This window comes from Rhizobium sp. 007, assembly GCF_015353075.1.
In the GTDB taxonomy this organism is placed as follows: Bacteria; Pseudomonadota; Alphaproteobacteria; order Rhizobiales; family Rhizobiaceae; genus Rhizobium.
Genome location: NZ_CP064187.1, coordinates 723,874 through 742,299, shown reverse-complemented (window position 1 = coordinate 742,299; position 18,426 = coordinate 723,874). Strand labels below are relative to the sequence as shown.

19 protein-coding genes are annotated in these 18,426 nt (G+C 62.8%); 6 read left to right on the top strand and 13 right to left on the bottom strand.

The features are described 5' to 3' along the window. Positions 1-222: 222 nt before the first annotated feature. Positions 223-1,233, bottom strand: a complete 1,011-nt coding sequence (locus ISN39_RS03555) for a ligase-associated DNA damage response exonuclease (RefSeq protein ID WP_194730092.1) — start codon at positions 1,231-1,233, stop codon at positions 223-225. A 135-nt stretch (positions 1,234-1,368) separates the two neighbouring features. Here ISN39_RS03555 and ISN39_RS03550 point away from each other — a divergent pair, with 135 nt between their 5' ends. From ISN39_RS03550 to ISN39_RS03540, 3 genes are all read left to right on the top strand, one after another. Then, on the top strand, positions 1,369-2,343 hold the full coding sequence (locus ISN39_RS03550) for a glycerophosphodiester phosphodiesterase family protein (protein ID WP_194729199.1): 975 nt from the start codon (positions 1,369-1,371) through the stop codon (positions 2,341-2,343). 84 nt (positions 2,344-2,427) lie between these two features. Next, a complete protein-coding gene (locus ISN39_RS03545; RefSeq protein WP_194729198.1) occupies positions 2,428-3,753 on the top strand; it encodes a TIGR03808 family TAT-translocated repetitive protein in 1,326 nt (441 codons plus the stop codon). A 96-nt stretch (positions 3,754-3,849) separates the two neighbouring features. After that, positions 3,850-4,509: a glutathione S-transferase family protein gene (locus tag ISN39_RS03540; RefSeq protein ID WP_194729197.1), complete on the top strand. Its 660-nt coding sequence runs from the start codon at positions 3,850-3,852 to the stop codon at positions 4,507-4,509. A 21-nt stretch (positions 4,510-4,530) separates the two neighbouring features. On the opposite strand, the gene nadC is transcribed toward ISN39_RS03540, so the two are convergent. The 5 genes from nadC to ISN39_RS03515 form a co-directional block, all read right to left on the bottom strand. Then, positions 4,531-5,394, bottom strand: coding sequence for a carboxylating nicotinate-nucleotide diphosphorylase (nadC, locus tag ISN39_RS03535; protein WP_194729196.1), 864 nt, complete (start codon positions 5,392-5,394; stop codon positions 4,531-4,533). A gap of 1 nt (position 5,395) precedes the next feature. Continuing rightward, a complete protein-coding gene (locus ISN39_RS03530; protein WP_194729195.1) occupies positions 5,396-6,934 on the bottom strand; it encodes an L-aspartate oxidase in 1,539 nt (512 codons plus the stop codon). Then, positions 6,931-7,902 carry a quinolinate synthase NadA gene (gene nadA / locus ISN39_RS03525; protein ID WP_194729194.1) on the bottom strand — a complete coding sequence of 324 codons (972 nt, stop codon included), beginning with the start codon at positions 7,900-7,902 and terminating at the stop codon, positions 6,931-6,933. Before nadA ends, ISN39_RS03530 begins: the two co-directional genes overlap by 4 nt. A gap of 68 nt (positions 7,903-7,970) precedes the next feature. Then, complete coding sequence (locus tag ISN39_RS03520; protein WP_194729193.1) at positions 7,971-8,858, bottom strand: hypothetical protein; 888 nt, start codon at positions 8,856-8,858, stop codon at positions 7,971-7,973. 94 nt (positions 8,859-8,952) lie between these two features. Next, the gene (locus tag ISN39_RS03515) at positions 8,953-9,849 is read right to left on the bottom strand and encodes a LysR substrate-binding domain-containing protein (protein WP_194729192.1); all 897 of its coding nucleotides are present in this window, start codon (positions 9,847-9,849) and stop codon (positions 8,953-8,955) included. 141 nt (positions 9,850-9,990) lie between these two features. On the opposite strand from ISN39_RS03515, the gene ISN39_RS36055 reads away from it, so the two are divergent. Further along, positions 9,991-10,173 (top strand): hypothetical protein, encoded by a 183-nt coding sequence (locus tag ISN39_RS36055; protein ID WP_074066982.1) that lies wholly within the window; start codon positions 9,991-9,993, stop codon positions 10,171-10,173. 175 nt (positions 10,174-10,348) lie between these two features. Here ISN39_RS36055 and ISN39_RS03510 read toward each other — a convergent pair whose 3' ends face one another. Together ISN39_RS03510 and ISN39_RS03505 are read right to left on the bottom strand one after the other, a co-directional pair. Further along, positions 10,349-10,969 (bottom strand): glutathione S-transferase family protein, encoded by a 621-nt coding sequence (locus ISN39_RS03510; RefSeq protein WP_194729191.1) that lies wholly within the window; start codon positions 10,967-10,969, stop codon positions 10,349-10,351. An 89-nt stretch (positions 10,970-11,058) separates the two neighbouring features. Next, positions 11,059-11,424 (bottom strand): DUF4406 domain-containing protein, encoded by a 366-nt coding sequence (locus ISN39_RS03505; protein WP_194729190.1) that lies wholly within the window; start codon positions 11,422-11,424, stop codon positions 11,059-11,061. Positions 11,425-11,543: 119 nt separating this feature from the next. On the opposite strand from ISN39_RS03505, the gene ISN39_RS03500 reads away from it, so the two are divergent. Then, entirely contained in the window at positions 11,544-12,299 is a 756-nt protein-coding gene (locus ISN39_RS03500; protein ID WP_194729189.1) for a DeoR/GlpR family DNA-binding transcription regulator, read from the top strand. Here ISN39_RS03500 and ISN39_RS03495 read toward each other — a convergent pair. From ISN39_RS03495 to ISN39_RS03485, 3 genes are all read right to left on the bottom strand, one after another. Further along, positions 12,274-13,011 carry a hypothetical protein gene (locus ISN39_RS03495; protein ID WP_194729188.1) on the bottom strand — a complete coding sequence of 246 codons (738 nt, stop codon included), beginning with the start codon at positions 13,009-13,011 and terminating at the stop codon, positions 12,274-12,276. The genes ISN39_RS03500 and ISN39_RS03495 overlap by 26 nt on opposite strands. A gap of 141 nt (positions 13,012-13,152) precedes the next feature. Further along, positions 13,153-14,160: an asparaginase gene (locus ISN39_RS03490; RefSeq protein WP_074070197.1), complete on the bottom strand. Its 1,008-nt coding sequence runs from the start codon at positions 14,158-14,160 to the stop codon at positions 13,153-13,155. Positions 14,161-14,275: 115 nt separating this feature from the next. Then, the gene (locus ISN39_RS03485) at positions 14,276-14,896 is read right to left on the bottom strand and encodes a MarR family transcriptional regulator (protein ID WP_194729187.1); all 621 of its coding nucleotides are present in this window, start codon (positions 14,894-14,896) and stop codon (positions 14,276-14,278) included. Between the two features lie 104 nt (positions 14,897-15,000). Between ISN39_RS03485 and ISN39_RS03480 the strand changes: the two genes are divergently transcribed. Then, the gene (locus tag ISN39_RS03480) at positions 15,001-16,455 is read left to right on the top strand and encodes an MFS transporter (protein ID WP_194729186.1); all 1,455 of its coding nucleotides are present in this window, start codon (positions 15,001-15,003) and stop codon (positions 16,453-16,455) included. Between the two features lie 19 nt (positions 16,456-16,474). On the opposite strand, the gene ISN39_RS03475 is transcribed toward ISN39_RS03480, so the two are convergent. Both ISN39_RS03475 and ISN39_RS03470 read right to left on the bottom strand, forming a co-directional pair. After that, entirely contained in the window at positions 16,475-17,197 is a 723-nt protein-coding gene (locus tag ISN39_RS03475) for a class I SAM-dependent methyltransferase (RefSeq protein WP_246763270.1), read from the bottom strand. Between the two features lie 212 nt (positions 17,198-17,409). Continuing rightward, positions 17,410-18,408, bottom strand: coding sequence for an NAD(P)H-quinone oxidoreductase (locus tag ISN39_RS03470; protein ID WP_194729184.1), 999 nt, complete (start codon positions 18,406-18,408; stop codon positions 17,410-17,412). Positions 18,409-18,426 lie beyond the last annotated feature (18 nt).

Here is an 18,426-nt window from a genome sequence, read left to right as displayed (position 1 = left end):
GGGCCGCTCCGGCCGGTCGAGAAGCCATTTCTTCTGAAGACCCCTCCCCAACCCCTCCCAACAAGGAGGAGCGGCTTAGACGCCGTGCCCACCGCGTCCCATTCGCAACGATGCAGCACGAAGCGACGCTGTATTGGGGCGAAAGGGAGCCGCATCGTAACCCCTGCCCCTTCTGGTCAAGGGTTGGGGAGGGGTCGTTGCGAATAGTCCCACACATCTTCCTCAATCCCCCTCGTCCTCATAACCCACCAGATGCAGCGGCCTCGCCTTGATGCCTTGCAGTTCGCACCAGCGGACGAGCGCTTCCTCGCGGCCGTGGGTGACCCAGACTTCGGCGGGGCTGAGTTCGGTAATCGTCTGGGTGAGTTCCGGCCAGTCGCAATGGTCGGAGATGACGAGCGGCAGCTCGACACCCTGCTGCTTGGCGCGCTGGCGCACCATCATCCAGCCGGAGGCGAAGGCGGGGAGCGGTTCGTTGAAGCGGCGCGCCCAGCGATCGGCGAAGGCCGAAGACGGACCGACGACGACGGCGCCCTTGAAGGCGGATTTGTCGCGGCTTTCAACGGTGGCCGGCCGCAGGTCGCCGAGGTCGACGCCCTGCCCGACATAATATTCGCAGAGCCGTTCCATGGCCCCGTGGATATAGATCGGCTCGCCGTAACCGGCATCGCGCAGCAGACGGATGACGCGCTGGGCCTTGCCAAGCGCATAGGCACCGATCAGATGCGTGCGCTCCGGAAACTGCCGGAGCGAGGCAAGCAGCTTGCCGATCTCCTCCATCGGATCGGGATGATGGAACACCGGCAGCCCGAAGGTCGCTTCGGTGATGAAGACATCGCAGGGCACCGGCACATAGGCCGCACAGGTCGGGTCCGGACGGCGCTTGTAATCGCCGGAAACGACGATGCGGGTGCCGCTCTTTTCAATCGCGATCTGAGCAGAGCCGAGGACATGGCCTGCCGGATGGAAGCTTACCTTGACGCCGTTCAAATCCAGCTCTTCGCCGAAGCCGACGGCCTGCTCGCTGCCACAGAACCCGTCGCCGCAGCGCAGGCGCATGATGTCGAGCGTCTGGCGCGTCGCGAGAACATGCCGGTGGCCCGGGCGGGCATGATCGGAATGGCCATGAGTAACGAGCGCCTGCTCCACCGGCCGCACCGGATCGACATAGAATCCGCCCTGCGGGCAATAAAGCCCTTCGGGAGCCGGAAAAAGAAGAGCATCGGGTCGCATCATCAACGGGAAGATAGCGGGAAATGGGCGGAGAGCCAGTAGCTTCCCGCAATTCCGTCTGCCTGCCGCCGGCTGCCGCAGATCGACCCAAATCTCGCCTTAGCGATTCGCCACATTCGTTGGGAGGGAACCGTTTTGAGAAAGAAATTGCGTTATAGCATAGCGGCAATCGCCGTCTTCGCCGCAGCCGTTTATCTGAACAATACCAATCTTTTGGCATCGCACCAGGAGGGCAAGCCGGTGCTGCTGGCACATCGCGGGATCGCGCAGCGTTTCGACGAGCGCAATTTGACGAACGACACCTGCACGGCGGCGCGCATGCTGCCGCCGAAGCACGACTATCTGGAAAATACCATCCGCTCGATGCGCGCAGGCTTCGATCTGGGTGCGGATATCGTCGAGGTCGATGTCCATCCGACGACGGATGGGGAATTCGCGATCTTCCACGACTGGACGCTCGACTGCCGCACGAACGGGCACGGCGTCACCCGCGAGCACGCGATGGCGGAGATGAAGGCGCTCGATATCGGCTACGGCTATACGGCCGACGGCGGGAAGACCTTTCCTTTCCGAGGTACCGGCATCGGCCAGATGCCGACGCTTGCGGAGGTGCTTCAGACGTTTCCGGACAGGCGGCTGCTGATCAATGTCAAAAGCCGGGATCCGTCCGAAGGCGAGAAACTGGCTGTCGTCCTCAATGCCCTGCCCGCCGAGCGCCGGGAACTGATCATGGTCTATGGCGGCGACGAGCCCATCGAAACCATCCGCCGCCTGGCGCCGGACATCAAGACGGCATCGCGCGCAAGCCTCAAAGCCTGCCTGCTCGGCTATATCGGCTACGGCTGGACGGGCATGGTGCCGCAAGCCTGCAAGAACACGATGATGCTGGTGCCGGTCAATATCGCTCCGTGGCTCTGGGGCTGGCCGGACCGTTTCCTCAATCGCATGGAGGCTGGAAACAGCGTGGTCTTTGCGCTCGGCCCTTATCGCGGCGGCGATTTTTCGACGGGGATCGATACGCCCGAAATGCTGGAAAAGCTGCCTGCCGATTATTCCGGCGGCATCTGGACGAACGAGATCGAGGCGATCGGCAAGCTCAGGGAAAATTAGGCTCCCCAAGATACTTCGCGGCAAGGATTCTGTGTCAGAACATATATTCGTTTGGCACGAATGATGACGGCGAAAGGCTCCTTGATGTATCTGCGGCGCGATATGCTCGGCTTTGTCGGTGCGGCTTTGGTCCTGCCGATGGCCGGTCGCGCCTTCGCTACGTCAAAACGGCCCGCACTGCGCGGGGCGCTGGATGCATCCGGCGCGGCAAAGAGCGGGCTGCAGGCTCTGATCGACGAGGCGGCACGCAGCGACACGCCTCTTTATCTTCCGGCCGGGACCTATGAAGCTTCGAACCTCGTGCTACCGGACAATGCCCGCATTATCGGCGTTCCGGGTGCGTCGCGGATTCTTCATCAAGGCAGTGTCAATTCGGCGGAGGGCGCCCGGCGCATCGAGCTTTCCGGCATCGTCATCGAGGGTGGCGGCGGGATGAGCGGCGAGGACAATAGCGGCCTCGTGCAGTTGACCGGCATTGCCGACGTGCAGATCGACAACTGCGAAATTGCCGAGGCCGGCAAGCATGGCCTGCGCCTGGAGCGCTGCGGCGGCCGGATCGAACGCAGCCGTATTTCAGGGGTGGCGCAGGCCGGTATCTTCGCAGTCGATTCCACCGGGCTTGCGATCACCGGAAACACGGTTGCCGATTGCGGCAATGGCGGCATCCTCGTGCACCGCTGGGAAAAGGGCCAGGATGGCACCGTCGTTACCGGCAACCGCGTTAGGCGCATTAGGGCGGATGACGGCGGCACGGGGCAGAACGGCAACGGCATCAATGTCTTCCGCGCCGGCGGCGTGATGGTGGCAAATAACCAGATTTCCGATTGCGCCTTTACCGCCGTGCGGGCCAATTCCGCCGACAACGTGCAGATCACCGGCAATCAATGCCTGCGCTCCGGCGAGACGGCGATCTATGCAGAGTTCGATTTTCAAGGCGCCGTCTTATCCGCCAACCTCGTCGATGGTGCTGCGAACGGCATCTCGATCGCCAATTTCAACGAAGGCGGAAGGTTAGCCACCGTCATCGGCAACATCGTGCGGAACCTGAGGCGCGACGGCCCCTACAAATCCGAGGTCGGTTTCGGCATCGGAATTGCCGCGGAAGCCGACACGACCATCTCGGGCAATGTCATCGAAAACGCGCCGCTCTGGGCGATGCAGCTCGGCTGGGGGCCATATCTGCGCAATCTCGTTGTCACCGGAAATGTCGTACGCAAGGCGCCTGTCGGCTGTGCGGTCTCGGTGGCGGAGGGTTCAGGCACGGCGGTGATCACCGACAACGTCTTCCAGGAAATGACCGAGGGCGCAGTCTTAGGCTTCGAATGGGAAAAAAAGGTCTCCGGGGATCTCACGCAAGCGGGGAGCGAGCGATACCCGCATCTCTCCATCGAACGGAACCGCATCAGCTAGGATGCATCAAAAGCTTTCATTGATCCATCAGGACCAGCCGCTTTCGCTTCGCCCGGCCGCGCTCTAATTTGCGCGCAACGTTCAAGGGGGACAAGCATGCTGACAATCTACGGCGTTTACCGTTCGCGCGCTGCGCGCGTCTACTGGACGGCAGAGGAACTCGGCATCGCCTTCACCTCCGTTCCGGTGATCCAGGCGAAGCGGCTTGCCAATCCGCTGGCGCCGGACGCACCGATCAATACGCTCTCGCCCGAATTCATCGCCATCAATCCGATGGCGCGGATCCCCTCGATCAAGGACGGCGAGCTGGTGATGCACGAGTCGCTGGCGATCAATCTCTATCTCGTGCGCAAGCACGGCGGTCCGATTTCCGGCAAAACCGTCGAGGAGGACGGTTTGCTGACGATGTGGACCATCTGGGCGCTGGCGGAACTCGAGCCGCATACGGTAAGGATCGTCGTGACCTATGACAACGAGCACGAAAACACCGAAGCCGGAAAGGCCACGATCGACGTCGCCTGCCGCTCCATGAAGCGCCCCCTCGCGGTGCTGGAAAAGCACCTCGCCAACAAGGAGTGGATCGTCGGCGACCGCTTCACCGTTGCCGATCTCAACGTTGCGGAAGTGCTGCGCTATGGCCAGACGGAACAGGCACTGTTCGACGCTCATCCGAAGGTTAACGCCTGGCTGAAGCGCTGCCAGTCCCGCCCGGCCTATCTCGCCATGCAGGCGATACGCTCGAAAGAGCCGGTCTGAACCAACGACAGTTCGATCACCCTATTCCGATTGGCTGGATTTCCAATCGAGCCCGATGTCCAGCGTCGGCGCGCTGTGCGTCAGCCAGCCGACCGAGATCAGATCGACGCCGGAAGCGGCAATCGCACCTGCGGTTTCCGGCGTCACCCGCCCGGAAGCTTCGGTGATCGCACGGCCGGCGACGATTTCAACCGCCCGGCGAAGCTGGTCCGGGGTCATATTGTCGAGCAGGACGGCATCCACGCCGGTCTCCATCGCTTCACGCAACTGGTCGAGCGTATCGACCTCGACTTCGATCTTCACCATATGGCCGGCACCGGCCTCGGCCCGGCAAATGGCCTCGGCGACGCCGCCGGCAATGGCGACATGATTGTCTTTGATCAGCACGGCATCGGAAAGCGCGAAGCGATGGTTGACGCCGCCACCGGCGCGCACGGCATATTTCTCCAGGGCGCGCAGTCCCGGCGTCGTCTTGCGGGTGCAGGCGACCGAGGCATTCGTACCGCCGATCGCGGCCACGATCCCGGCCGTCACCGTGGCGATGCCCGAAAGATGGCCGAGAAAGTTCAGCGCCGTCCGCTCTCCGGTCAAAATGGCGCGCGAGCGACCTTCGATCGTGGCGATGACGTCCCCGGGTTTCACCGCCGCGCCGTCCTCGACATGAGGGGTCATGATGATCGCGGGATCGACAAGCTCAAACGCCAGCGCGGCAGCGTCGAGCCCAGCGATCACGCCCGGCTGGCGGGACACCATGACGACCGTGGAGCGGTGATCGTGCGGAATGACGGCAGCCGAGGTGATATCGCCAGCAAGGCCGAGATCTTCCAGCAGCGCATTGCGGACGGGCGACTCGATCAGCAGCCGAGGCAGGGGAACAAGCGTCATGTCAGGCACTCCTGGCAAGGGGGTCGGATGCAACGGCCCGCGCAAAGCTTAAAACCTGAGGAAAATTCATCTTTTGGCGCTTTGCATGCACGTGCTTGAGCGGAAAATCGGTTCGGGCATGGGCACCGCGCGACTCCGTCCGCAGCGCCGCAAAGGCGGCAATCAACAGCGCGACGGTGGCAGGATCCGTTGCCGGCCCCTCCTTCTCGACGAAGGGCAGGAGCGCGCCGATCGCGCCATGGATCGTACCACCGTTCCGCAGCACGCCGAGATGCGCGGAGACAATCCGCCGGATCGGCGATGCGTCGGGTTGCGGCGGCAGCGCTTCGATCACTGTTGGCCGCAGGGATACGGTCGTGCCGGCGATATCCCGGGCCGAGCGCATGCCCATGACCGCGGCTTCGAGCAGCGAATTGCTGGCAAGGCGGTTGGCGCCGTGCAGGCCAGTCGATGCTGCTTCGCCGGCGACCCAGAGGCTAGGGAGGGAACTGCGGCCGTTCTTGTCCGTGGCGACACCGCCCATGTGGTAATGCACGGCCGGTGCAACCGGGATCAGCTGCCGCGCCGGATCGACCCCGGCTTCGCGGCAGAGAGTATCGATCACCGGAAAGCGGCTTGAAAAGCGAGCGCCGAGGGCCTCGCGGGCATCGAGATAGACCTTGCCGCCGCGGGCGATCTCGGCGCTGATCGCGCGCGCCACCACGTCGCGCGGTGCAAGTTCCTGAGCAGGCTGATCCGCCATGAAGCGCTCGCCGCGCTCGTTGACCAGCATAGCCCCTTCGCCGCGCACCGCTTCGCTGACGAGCGCCAGCGGCCGGCGCTTCGAGCGGAGTGCCGTCGGGTGGAATTGCACGAATTCCATATCCGCAAGCACGGCGCCTGCCCTTGCAGCGAGGACGATGCCCTGGCCGAAATTGATGACCGGATTGGTCGTCGCGTCGTAGAGGCCGCCGAGGCCGCCGGTTGCCAAGAGGACATACGGCGTCGGCACGATGAAAGCCTTTCCGCCGGACGCGCAAAGGACGCCGCCGATCGCACCGTCTGCGAGCGCCAGACGCCGGACTTCGAAATTGGCAAGCACGGTGATCGACGGCGTGGCCGAGACGGCTCGTACCAGCGCGCGAATGATGGCGGCACCGGAGCCGTCGCCTTCGGCATGTACAATGCGCGGGCAGGAATGAGCGGCCTCCAGCCCGAGCGCTAGCCTACCTTCGGCATTCCTATCAAAGCGGACGCCTAATTTCTCAAGCGCCGCGATCACCGCTGGCGCTTCGCTCACGATTCCGGCGGCGGTCTCAGGGTCACATAGGCCGTCACCGGCAGCAAGCGTATCGGCAAGGTGCAGTTCCGCGCTGTCATCCGCGCCGATGCTTGCTGCGATGCCTCCCTGGGCCCAGGCGCTCGAGGTCTCGGCGCCCAGGGCGGCTTGCGTGATCAGGACGACCGGCTGCGGCGCCAGCGTGAGCGCCGCCATCAGCCCGGCAATGCCGCTGCCGACGATGACCGGGCGGCCGGCAAGGTGGGTGAGGATTTCGGTCATATCGCCAGCATCCTTTCCACGGCACGCCGCGCGGCAACCGCAATGGCGGGCTCGACGGTGACTTCGTGGCGGTTTTCCTGAAGCGCCGTGCGGATGTTCGAAAGCGTGATCCGCTTCATGTGCGGGCAGAGATTGCAGGGCCGGATGAATTCGACATCCGGATGGTGCACGGCGACGTTGTCGCTCATCGAACATTCGGTGAGCAGTACGACACGCGCCGGTCGCTTCTTCCCGACATAGTCGGACATGATGGCGGTGGAGCCGGCGAAATCCGCTTCGGCGACGACGTCCGGCGGACATTCCGGATGGGCGAGCACGGTGACGCCCGGATAATTTTCCCGAAGCTGGCGGACATCATCTGCGTTGAAGAGCTCATGCACCTCGCAGTGGCCATGCCAGGCGATGATCTCAACATCGGTTTCCTTTGCGACGTTGCGGGCAAGATATTCATCCGGGATCATCAGCACGCGCGGCACACCAAGCGATTCGACCACCTGCTTCGCATTGCCCGAGGTGCAGCAGATATCCGAGGCGGCTTTCACCGCCGCCGAGGTATTGACATAGGTGATCACCGGCACGCCGGGATGGGCCTGGCGCAGCAGCGCGACATCCTCCGGCCTGATCGAATCCGCCAGCGAGCAACCGGCGCCCATGTCGGGAATGAGTACCGTCTTTCCGGGATTAAGCAGCTTCGCGGTCTCGGCCATGAAGTGGACGCCGGCAAGCACGATCACCTCGGCATCCACCTCGATCGCCTTGCGCGCCAGCGCCAGGCTATCGCCGACGATATCGGCAACGCCGTGGAAGATCTCCGGCGTCTGGTAATTGTGGGCGAGGATGACGGCGTTGCGGCGGCGCTTCAGATCGAGGATCGCTTCGACATCGTCCTGGAAGGTCAGCCATTCCGCCTTGGGGATGACGCGGCTGACACGGTCATAGAGAGAGGACGCGGACACGGGAGAATTCACGGCGAGCTCCTTTTATACTCGAAACGAGTATTTCTTGACAAATCAATTATTCTCAGTTTGAGTTTATGTCAAGCGCGGGAGAGCGGGAGTTTCGAGCCGGACAGCGCGCGTTCTTCGAGAACGGCATGCCGGTAGCGAAAGAGCTTCGCCGGGCGGCCGCCGGTTTCGCTGGCCATCTCGCCGGTTTCCTCGATCAGTTGCTGCTGATCGATCAGCCGGCGGAAATTCGGCTTATGAAGCGTAAGGCCCGCCAGCGCTTCGACGCTGCGCTGAAGCTGCAGCAGCGTGAAGCTCTCCGGCATGAGCTCGAAGACGACCGGGCGATACTTGATCTTCGCGCGAAGCCTGGCTATTCCGGTCGCGAGAATCCGCCGGTGATCGGCAAACATCCGGCGGCCCGGGTTCTCCGCCACGGTTGCGCCCGCCTCCCCCACCAGTCCCGCCTCGTACAGCAGTTCGTAGCGTTGCAGGGCGAGATCTTCGTTCCATGCGGCGCCATCCAGGCCGAAGGTAAAGGCGATCCGGCGCTTGCGGTTCTGCTGGCGAGCGGCATCCGTCGCTTCCCAGCGCCGCAGCCGGTCGACAAGCGCATCGAAGACCGGCGGCTTGCCTTTGCGGTGATCCTCCCACGGAAAATATTCGTACCAGCTATGCCAACCCGGCGCCGGGTGCTCCCGCACCAGCCCCAGATAGCTGATCGAGATCGTCCGTCCACCGAGGATCTCGTTCTGCCGGTCGCGGTCGGCGAAGGTATAAAGCTGTTCAAGATAGCCAACCGGATGCGCCGTCTGCTCCTGAATCCACTCCCGCAGCCCGCTCTGCAGCGTGCGATGCCCCATCTCGAAGGATCCGGAAGGCAGCGCCTCGCCAGTCCTGACCGTCATGATGCGCGCGTCTTCGTCGGTTACGGCGGCGAGGACCGCGATCAGTTCTGCGTGTGCGACGCCGATGGGCACTGTGATGGATCGTCCTCTGCGAATGTGGTTCTAGCAAACAGCTTTGCCACACGAGCTAAACAATGCCAATGCCAGCCCGCTGTCAGTCACGCCCTCAAGAAAAGAGCTTCACCGTTCCGGCCATCTCCTCGCGGATCCAGGCCTTGAAGTCCCGCACCTTCTTCGGCTCGCGCGCGCCTTCGGCTGTCACGAAATAATGGCCGAAACCGGTTTTCGCGCGGATGCCGAAGGGGACGGCGAGCTGGCCGGCCTGCAGCGAATAGTCTGCCAGCGTCTGCCAGGCGAGCATGACGCCCTGCCCGGCGATGGCCGCATCGAGGCAGAGCGAGGCGTCGTTGAAGACGTGGCGCGTCGCCGGCGCCGAACCTGAGAGGCCCGCCTCCTGCATCCAGACCTCCCAGCCGAACATGGCGCGGCCATCGATGACGGCAGGCAGCTTCCGGATATCCGCGGGTTCCTTCAGATCGCGCGCCATCTGCGGTGCACAGACCGGGAATACTTCCTGCTCCACAAGCAGTTCGGCCGTGACGCCGGGCCACCGCCCGGCACCGACGCGGATGCCGATATCGACGTCGGATGTCGACAGATTGACGAGGCATGTCGTCGCATCGATGCGCAGTTTGATATCCGGAAAACGCGCGGCGAAACGATCGAGCCGCCACACCAACCAGCGGGCGGCGAAGACGGGTGCCACGGAGATCGTCAGCGTCGCGTCGTCCCGGCGCTGCGCGATCGAGACGGCCTGCGACATACGGTTGAAGCCCTCCGTCAGAGCGGCAAGCACCGGCGCGCCCGCTTGCGTCACCACCATGCCCTTCGACGTGCGCTCGAAAATCAGCTGATCGAGCTGCGCTTCGGTCTTGATGACCTGCTGGCTGACAGCACCGATCGAGACCCCGAGTTCCTCCGCGGCAAGCTGCAGCGAACCGAGACGCCCGACGGCCTCCAGCGCGCGCAGCCCGTTCAAATGCACCGAGTTGAGATTCCGCATATATATTTTCTATAGCGCGTCGCTGATAATCTCAATTGAAAAGGTTCCTCATGGCTCCGATATTGAGGCGGAGCACCTGTAACGGCGAGGTATTCTCGCCGCACACTGTGCATTTGCGAACCAGAGAAAGCGAGGCATGCCATGTCATTGCTGAAGTTTTTCTTGAGTAAGGCATCCGACGCGAAGGCTCCTGAGGCCGACGATCCGCTGTCGCATCCGGAGATCGCCGCAATGTCGCTGCGGCAAATGGCCGATCTGCCTTTAAACTATCCGGCGCCGAAGCCAACGCGATATGAGACGCGGCCGCTTTCGAAATGTGCATGATTGCTGCTGGGGTCTTTTGCGCAAACAACGGCAATGGATTGGATGCCGCCGGCCCTCCTTGCACCTCATTCCTGTCCTTGTGACGGCAACACAGCCACGGCGAGGGTTGCCCGCATGAGCCACCCCCATTTCCTCTCGCCGACCGACATGATGAACGAGGGAGTAAGGGGCGCCCTCATCCCTTTTCAATCGTCAGCGCCCGCTGCACCGCCGGGCGATCCATCATCCGGGCGTAATGGGCGGTGGCCTTGGCGAAACGCATCGGGTCGACGCCGTCGCCGCGCAGCCAGCCGGTCATCGTGAAGAGATAGGGATCGGCGACGGAATACTGCTCGCCCATGACCCAGGGGCCGGCGAGCATCGTCTCCTCGATGAGTTCGAAACTTTCCGTCATGGTCTGCGGCACCTTGGCCTGCATGGCTTCGTGCGCGGCGGGATCGTCGGCCCAGCGGGGCCCGCGGCGCTTATGTGCATGGTTCACATGCACGGTCGAGCAGAGGTAGCTGTTGAAGGCCTGCAGTCGGGCAAACTCGAAGGAGTCGTCGAGGGGCGCGAGCCTGGCCGCCGGGGCGGTCTGCGCGATATAGGCGAGGATCGCCGGCGTTTCGGTGACGATGCCGCGATCGGTGACGAGGGCGGGGACGCGGCCCTTCGGGTTGATCTTCAGATATTCCGGCGAGCGCTGCTCGTTGTCCTTGAAGCTGATCATCCTTGCTTCATAGGCAAGGCCGGATTCCTCCAGCGCGATGAGACTTGCCAGCGCACAGGTGCTTGGCGCGAAATAAAATGTCAGCATGGTCGAGACTCCCTTTCGGGATTTTATATAGCGCAGCCGTCACACCCTGCCCATGGCGGAAATCGGGGCCGTTGCCGGCCCCGGCGCCATCACGCGGCTCTCGCGCAGCCCGGCACCTCTTCCAGCTTGTACCAGACCGGAATGCCGCGCTCGCGCGCGATGCGGACGTCGTTGTCGGCACCTTTGGAGTCCCCCGGCAGCCGCAGCACGCCCTCGCAAAGCTCCAAAAGCCGGTGGGCGACGGGGTGGAAGATTTCCTCGTAGAGATCATCGCCGATCGACTTGCCTCCGGCTGCATTCCAGACCGGCAAGGCCACCCATTCGCCGATCATCGGCACATGGCCTGCCTTGAAGAGCGCGTAAGCCGGTTCCTCCAGTCGCTTCAGGTTGGCCGTCATTTTTCCCGGATCATCGCCGGTTCCGGACCTGTACGGCCCTGCAATCAAGATCAACATCGTCAAACTCCATCACTCCCGGCCTCATGCACGGGATTTCACGATAATGCGTGAAATTGCTTGCATGTCGAGTCATTTCAGGCATTATCGTGATAATTCGTTCAATTTCGTGCAGAGTGATGCTGACAACACAACGCAAATCCCTGATCCTCGACATCCTGCGCCGTGACGGCCAGGTCATCGCCAAGCGCGTCGCCGAAGATTTAGCGCTGTCGGAAGACACGATCCGGCGCGACCTGCGGGAGATGGCGGCTGACGGGCTCTTGAAGCGGGTGCATGGCGGCGCGATGCCGATTGCGCCCGACCTGCAAAATTTCTCGGCGCGGCGGAGCGTTTCGTCCGATGCCAAGCAGCGGCTCGGCGCCAGGGCGGTGCAAATGGTGAAAGCGGGGCAGATGATCTTTCTCGACGGCGGGACGACGACGGCGGAGATCGCCCGGTATCTGCCACGCGACATCGCCTTTACCGTCGCAACGCATAGCCCGACGATCGCCACGGAACTGGAGCATCACCCGACCGCCGACATCATTCTTATAGGCGGGCGGCTCTACAAGCACTCGATGGTGGCAACCGGCGCTGCGGCCATGGCGGCGATCTCGCAGCTCAGACCCGATATCTTCTTCCTCGGCGTCACCGCCGCCCATCCCGTGCACGGGCTCTCCACGGGCGATTTCGAGGAGGCGGCGATCAAGCGCCATATCGCCCGTTGCGCGGCCGAAACATATGTCCTGCTGACCGAGGAGAAATTCGATCTCGTTTCGCCCTGCGCTGTGCTCGGCATTGCCGATGTTGCCGGACTGATCGTTTCGGCGGGAGTGCCGGAAGAGCGGCTTGCGCCCTACCGGGCGCTCAATGCCGCGATCCTCGAAGCATGAAGGGCGCGGCGAGCCGCGCGATGTCCTGCGGCAGTAGGCTTGCGGAGAGAGCCGCCACGAAGACCGCCAGCATAGCATAGGCCGGCATCATGCTGCCGGTTCCGAGATCGAAGATTGCCGCCAAAATCGGCTGGAATGCCGCGATCGTTGAGGCGATCCACGGCATGCCGAGCATGCGCGCCGGGAGGGCGCCGAAGCCTGGCGTTTCCACGATTGCCGCAAGCACGCCGTAGCACGCGGCAATCCAGATGACGGCCCGCAGCCAGGCCCGTTGGCCAAAGGGAACCATCCTCCCCTCTTCGAAGGCGATGAAGAGATAACCGCAGAACACCGTGACGAAGAGGAAGGCCACCGGCAGGCTTTCGACGACCATTTCCGGCCGCAACTGGCCCGTCCAGCCGCCCGCGAGAATCCCCGGGAAGGCCGCCGACGCCGAAAACCAGACAAGCGCGACAGGCCCCCAGAGCCAGTTGACCGACAGGTAACGCAAACGGGCGAATGTGCAGATCACCATGATTGCCCCCGCAAGCCCGATACCCGAAGGCTTCATCGCGCCGGACATGGCAAGCACGATCGGCCCGCAGGAACCGGCGATCTCGGCGCAGCCGGACATGGCGACGATCGCCCAGGTCACGTAATCGAAGCACATGGAAAAGAACAGGAAGATCGCGACGGCGATCAGCATCCACCAGAGATAGCGGCCTGCAAACATATCCTGCCCTCGCGGCACGGGTTGAACGGCGCACCATAGTAGGACAAATGCGCCGCCGCGCATCTCCTCTCGCAGGATTTGGTTTAACGCATATTAGGAATTGCTGATTATCCGAAACAGCCTGTGCCGTAACGGCACGGCCTATGCGAGAAGCGCAGCCGTGACGCGAATGTCGCCGACATGGATGCCGTTCCAATTGTGCATCGGCTTGACACCCATCGAAATCAGCTTCGCGTGAACCTCGCTGCCCCTTTCGAAGAACCGGGCGAGCGCTGCCGCCACCATGGCCTCGGCGGCGCGAGTGGTCCCGTCCTCGCACTTTACGGCAATCGAGATCCCTTCTTCGGGAATTGCAGCGCAGAAGACGCCCTCGGCGCCGGTCTTGGCGAAAATCCTGCCCGGCGCGATCTGCATCAGCTCGGTGCAGGCGCGGCCCGTACCCGCGACATAGAAGGGCTCCGCCATGCAGGCGTCAAATAAGCGGCGGGAGGCCTTGGCGCGCAGCGGTTCAAGGCCATTGCCGGTCGCCATCTTGGCAAAGCCATGCGCGAGGCCGCGGAGCGGCACGGCATAGGTCGGGATCGAGCAGCCGTCGGTGCCGCAATTGTCGCGGCCGAGCACGGCGCCGCTGAGGCTCTCCATCGTACCGCGTATCTCTTGCTGCAGCGGGTGGTCGTAGCCGGCATAGCCCTTCGGATCAATATCCTGATGGCAGCAGGCGCAGACGAAGCCTGCATGCTTGCCGGAACAATTGTTGTGGAGCGCCGTCGGCGCTGTGATCGTGCGCGCCTGGTGGATCAGAGTCTTGCGGTCCGATGACCAGTGGACACCGCATTCCAGCGTTTCGACGCTCCCTCCAGCGCGCGCCAGCATGGAGGCGGCAAGCGCCACATGCTCGTCCTCGCCGTTATGTGAAGAACAGGCGAGCGCCAGTTCCTTGTTGCCGAAGCCATAGGCATCGGCCGCACCACTTTCGACCAGCGGCAGCGCCTGCATAGCCTTGCAGGAAGACCGCGGGAAAACGCCGGCATCGATATCGCCAAGCCCGAAGACGACCTTGCCATCGCCGTCGACGGCAACGACCGTGCCGCGATGGCAGCTTTCGACGAGCGAGCCGCGAGTGACTTCGACAGTGACGGGATTGGACATGGGCAGGAATCCGGATCGGTTTTTGGGGAGAGCAAAGCCATAGCGCGTTGCGCCGATAAAGCAACGCCTTTTGGCCGCGCTGCGGCGCAATTGCATTCCCGTTTCGTCCCGAAGCCTAAAGCGGACTGATCCGGTAGGCGCAGCGGCGGGCGCCGAGGAGAATGTGCTCGGACCGCTCGACATTGGCGCCAAGCACATTGCGGAAGGTCTCGAGCTCGGAACGGCAGAAGCCGGCGCAGGCCCGGGCCGCCGCACAGATGGCGCAGTGGTTTTCGACAAGCATAAACGTGCCGTCCTCTTCCATCCAGCTATCGGCCATGTAACCTTCGCGCGTCCGGATCGCTGTCAGCTGGCGGATGCGCAGAGCGAGATCGGAAGCCGAGACCTCCTCGCGATAGCGCTTCACGGTTTCTGCCTCGCGTGCCGAGATGATGGTATCCAGGGCATCCCTGCCGAGCGTCTTGACCATGGTGCTCAGAAGGGTCGCGGTCAATTCCGCGTGGCCGTCCGGAAAGGTCTGGTTCCCGGCCAGGGTCAGATGCCAGAGCTGGCCTGGCCGTCCTCTGCCCGAACCCGGCTCGGTAAGCGGCTCGACAAGACCGTCCTCGGCAAGCTTCGTCAGGTGCTGGCGCGCCGCTTCAGACGTAGTGCCCAGCACATCGCCGATCGACGCTGCGCGCTGCGGCCCTTCGGTCTTTAGCAGAAGCAGAATGCGGTTGGCAGGCGATTGACGCATTATTTTTCCAAGTCGTTACTTGCTTTAATAACACAGGCATGTAATTTTCCAATTTATAACTTGGAAAATAATGATCCGCTAGCGAAAACATCAAGGTAATTATCATGACCAGTGCCGATCAGGCCGCTGCGCCGCAGTCATCCGTCTTCCAGCTTTTCACGTCGTCCCTGCTACCCGCCACGCTGATGCTCGGCGGCGGAGTGACGCTCTATGCAATCGAAAGCTATATCACCGCCACAGTCGCCCCCTCGATCGTCCGCGATATCGGCGGCTTGCCGCTCCTTGCCTGGGTGACGACGCTCTTCGTTGCCGCCGCCGTGCTCGGCTCGATCTTCGTCGCCATGCGGCCGCGCGGTATGGGCTTGCGCGGCGCCTATGTCTGCGGCGCCCTGATATTCGCAACAGGCAGCCTCATCTGCGCCGCCGCACCTGTCATGGAAGTAGTGCTCGCCGGGCGCGCCATTCAGGGTTTCGGCGCCGGCATCCTTGCCGCGCTCGCCTATGCTTTCGTCCGCTTCGCCTATCCGGAGCCGCTCTGGCCAAAAGCCTCCACGCTCTATGCCGCGATCTGGGGTGTTGCGACCCTACTCGGGCCGAGTGCAGGCGGCCTGTTTTCGCAAGGGAGTGCGTGGCGATACGCCTTCATCATCATCGTGCCGCTCGGTCTGCTGATGGCCGTTCTTGCGCCATGGCTGCTACCGAAAGCGACGGACGACCGCGCCCACGGCAAGACGCCGGCCTTGCAGATCTGCCTGCTGCTTGTCGCCGTGCTGTTCGTCAGCATCGCGGGCACCGTCGAGCATATGGTCACGAAGGCTGCGCTGATTGCCGTTTCCATCCTCTCGATCTCACTGATGCTGGTGACGGAACGTCGAGGCAACAACCGGCTTCTGCCGACCGGCGCGGTCATGCTCGCAAAGCCGGTTGCGCGCGTCTACCTCATCATGTTCGCGCTGCTGTTCATCCTCGTCAGCGACATCTATATTCCCTATTTCCTGCAGGCCCTGCATGGCGTGACGCCGCTGATTTCCGGCTATCTGACCGCCCTTGTCGCGCTCGGATGGACGATCGCCGCCTTCTTCAGCGGCTCTCTGACCGGCAGGCGCGCGAGCAACGCGATCGTCGCCGGCTGTATCATCGAAGCGCTGGCGACCGTTTTCCTGGCGTTCTTTCTCGCCCGAGACAACCAGATGGCGAGCCTTGCAATTCTCGGACCGGCGGCTGTCGCAATGCTGATGATGGGTTTCGGCGTCGGCCTCGGATGGGCGCATCTGGTGACAAAGGTGCTGCGCCTTGTCAGCAGCGCCGAGCAGGACAAGGCATCGGCAGCGATCTCCACCGTGCAGTCGCTCGGCGGCGCTTTCGGCGCGGCGGTCGCAGGCGTCATTGCCAACAGCACCGGGCTCGTCACACCGGGCGGCATTGCCGGCAGCATCTCGGCAGCCCGCTGGCTCTACGCCGCCATGGCGCTCCCGGGCATCGTCACGATTGCGGCGGCACTGACGCTGAGAGAGAAGGCCGAAATTGAAAAGAGGCGCCTCGGGGCGCCTCTTCCATGACTGAGAGCTTCGCGCGATCTCAGGCGACACTGCGCTCCGGCTCTTGCTGGACAGCCTGCTGCTTCACGCCGAGATAAAGAACGGAGCGGAGGCCGATGCCGTAGGTGTCGCAGACTTCGGGCGTCAGGAACTCACTGACCGGAACCTCCTGCACCGCAAGGCCTGACCGCCGGATCACATCGACGAATCCCTGCTTCGAGAAGATGCGTACATGGTCATCCTGGCCGAAATGCTGCCAGCGCCCCTCAGGCGTCGTCACTTCGGGATTTTCATAGTTGTCCTGGATCGACAGGCAGATCGGCGCCATCAGGATGGCAATGCTGTTCTGCTTGAGAACACGCCGTATTTCTGAGGTGGCGCGCACCGGATCGTCGACGTGTTCGAGCACATGCGAGCATAGAACGAAATCGAAAGTCTCGTCCGCATAAGGCAGATTGTGAATGTCCGCCTTGTCGTCCGCCTCCGGCATATACATGTCGCAGCTGCGATAGAAGATGTGCGGATGGCTTTTCAGCCAGAAGCTCAAAGAGCGGCCTGGGGCGATATCCAGAAACCGAAACGGCTGCGCCTGGTTGAGGCGCTGAAACACAGGCGTCAGGAACAGGGCATAGAGCCTGTCGCGGTCGCTCGAGTGACAGTTGGGGCAACTATAGGCCTGATGATTGATCGTTTCGAATTCATCGACCCCATAAGGAAAGCCATGTTCGGTCGCCTTGTCGATATAATACCGCGGAAGCGGCACGAAATGCGGAATCCTGCTGCGGCAGATGGGGCAAGAGTGGAATAGAGCCATTGCATTCCTCGTGGGGACCGTACGACGCGCAATCAACGCCACATCAAGATGCGCAGTTCGGGGTCCGGGTTTCGCTCAGACGACAGTTCAGCGACCCCGGAGACTCACTTACGGCCAGGATCAGTTTTACCTTGTGCACCGATGCTGGTCCGAAGCTGACCTCAAACGGTCAGCGTGATCTTGCCGATATGGCTGCTCGTTTCCATCAGCCTGTGCGCTTCGACGACATCCTCGAAGGCAAAGGTCCTGTGGATGACGGGGGCGACCTTGCCGGCTTCGAGAAGCGGCCAGACCTGGGAGAAAAGGTCGTCGCGGATGGCGCGCTTTTCTTCTGCAGTGCGCGCGCGCATCGTCGAGCCGGTGACGGTGAGGCGCTTGGCCATGATCGGCGCGAGGTTGACCCTTTCAGCGACCGCGCCGCCCAGCAAGGCGATGATCGACAGGCAGCCGTCCCTGGCGAGCGATGCGATATTCTTTTCGAAATAGGCAGCGCCGATCATGTCAAGTACGACATCGACGCCATCGCCACCGGTCTCGGCCTTGATGACTTCGGCGAAATCCTCACTCTTGTAGTTGATCGCCCGCTTCGCGCCGAGCTTTTCGCAGGCCTCGCATTTCTCCGCCGAGCCTGCGGTCGCATAGACCTCGGCGCCAAAGGCGCGGGCGAGCTGGATCGCCGTGGTGCCGATGCCGCTGGAGCCGCCGTGGATGAGAACGCTTTCACCCTCCGTCAAGCCGGCCATCTGGAAGAGGTTCGCCCAGACGGTGAAGAAGGTCTCCGGCAGGGCTGCGGATTTCACCGCATCGTAGCCCTTCGGGAACGGCAAAACCTGGCCAACGGGCAGCAAGCAATATTCGGCATAGGCACCGCCATTGGCGAGGCCGCAGACCTTGTCGCCGACCGAGTATCCGGCAACGCCCGGACCGATCGCGGCCACTTCACCGGAAAGCTCGAGCCCGAGAATGGGGCTTGCATCCTTCGGCGGCGGGTATGTTCCCTGGCGCTGCGCCACATCCGGACGGTTGATGCCGATCGCCTGCATGCGAACGAGTATCTGCCCCTCGCCGGGCACCGGAACAGGTCCGGTCGCGATCCTCATGACTTCCGGCGCGCCGAAGCTCGGCAGGTCGACGAAACGCATGTTCGCTGGCAAGGGCATGACGGTCTCCTCTTTCCG

Excerpts from the sequence above, each read along its gene's own strand:
- ISN39_RS03555 (WP_194730092.1), bottom strand. The coding sequence starts at position 1,233 with ATGCGACCCGATGCTCTTCTTTTTCCGGCTCCCGAAGGGCTTTATTGC.
- ISN39_RS03530 (WP_194729195.1), bottom strand. The coding sequence starts at position 6,934 with ATGACCGAAATCCTCACCCACCTTGCCGGCCGCCCGGTCATCGTCGGC.
- ISN39_RS03515 (WP_194729192.1), bottom strand. The coding sequence starts at position 9,849 with ATGCGGAATCTCAACTCGGTGCATTTGAACGGGCTGCGCGCGCTGGAG.
- ISN39_RS03505 (WP_194729190.1), bottom strand. The coding sequence starts at position 11,424 with ATGTTGATCTTGATTGCAGGGCCGTACAGGTCCGGAACCGGCGATGAT.
- ISN39_RS36055 (WP_074066982.1), top strand. The coding sequence starts at position 9,991 with ATGTCATTGCTGAAGTTTTTCTTGAGTAAGGCATCCGACGCGAAGGCT.
- ISN39_RS03490 (WP_074070197.1), bottom strand. The coding sequence starts at position 14,160 with ATGTCCAATCCCGTCACTGTCGAAGTCACTCGCGGCTCGCTCGTCGAA.
- ISN39_RS03510 (WP_194729191.1), bottom strand. The coding sequence starts at position 10,969 with ATGCTGACATTTTATTTCGCGCCAAGCACCTGTGCGCTGGCAAGTCTC.
- ISN39_RS03540 (WP_194729197.1), top strand. The coding sequence starts at position 3,850 with ATGCTGACAATCTACGGCGTTTACCGTTCGCGCGCTGCGCGCGTCTAC.
- ISN39_RS03495 (WP_194729188.1), bottom strand. The coding sequence starts at position 13,011 with ATGTTTGCAGGCCGCTATCTCTGGTGGATGCTGATCGCCGTCGCGATC.
- ISN39_RS03480 (WP_194729186.1), top strand. The coding sequence starts at position 15,001 with ATGACCAGTGCCGATCAGGCCGCTGCGCCGCAGTCATCCGTCTTCCAG.
- nadC (WP_194729196.1), bottom strand. The coding sequence starts at position 5,394 with ATGACGCTTGTTCCCCTGCCTCGGCTGCTGATCGAGTCGCCCGTCCGC.
- ISN39_RS03545 (WP_194729198.1), top strand. The coding sequence starts at position 2,428 with ATGTATCTGCGGCGCGATATGCTCGGCTTTGTCGGTGCGGCTTTGGTC.
- ISN39_RS03500 (WP_194729189.1), top strand. The coding sequence starts at position 11,544 with ATGCTGACAACACAACGCAAATCCCTGATCCTCGACATCCTGCGCCGT.
- ISN39_RS03470 (WP_194729184.1), bottom strand. The coding sequence starts at position 18,408 with ATGCCCTTGCCAGCGAACATGCGTTTCGTCGACCTGCCGAGCTTCGGC.
- ISN39_RS03485 (WP_194729187.1), bottom strand. The coding sequence starts at position 14,896 with ATGCGTCAATCGCCTGCCAACCGCATTCTGCTTCTGCTAAAGACCGAA.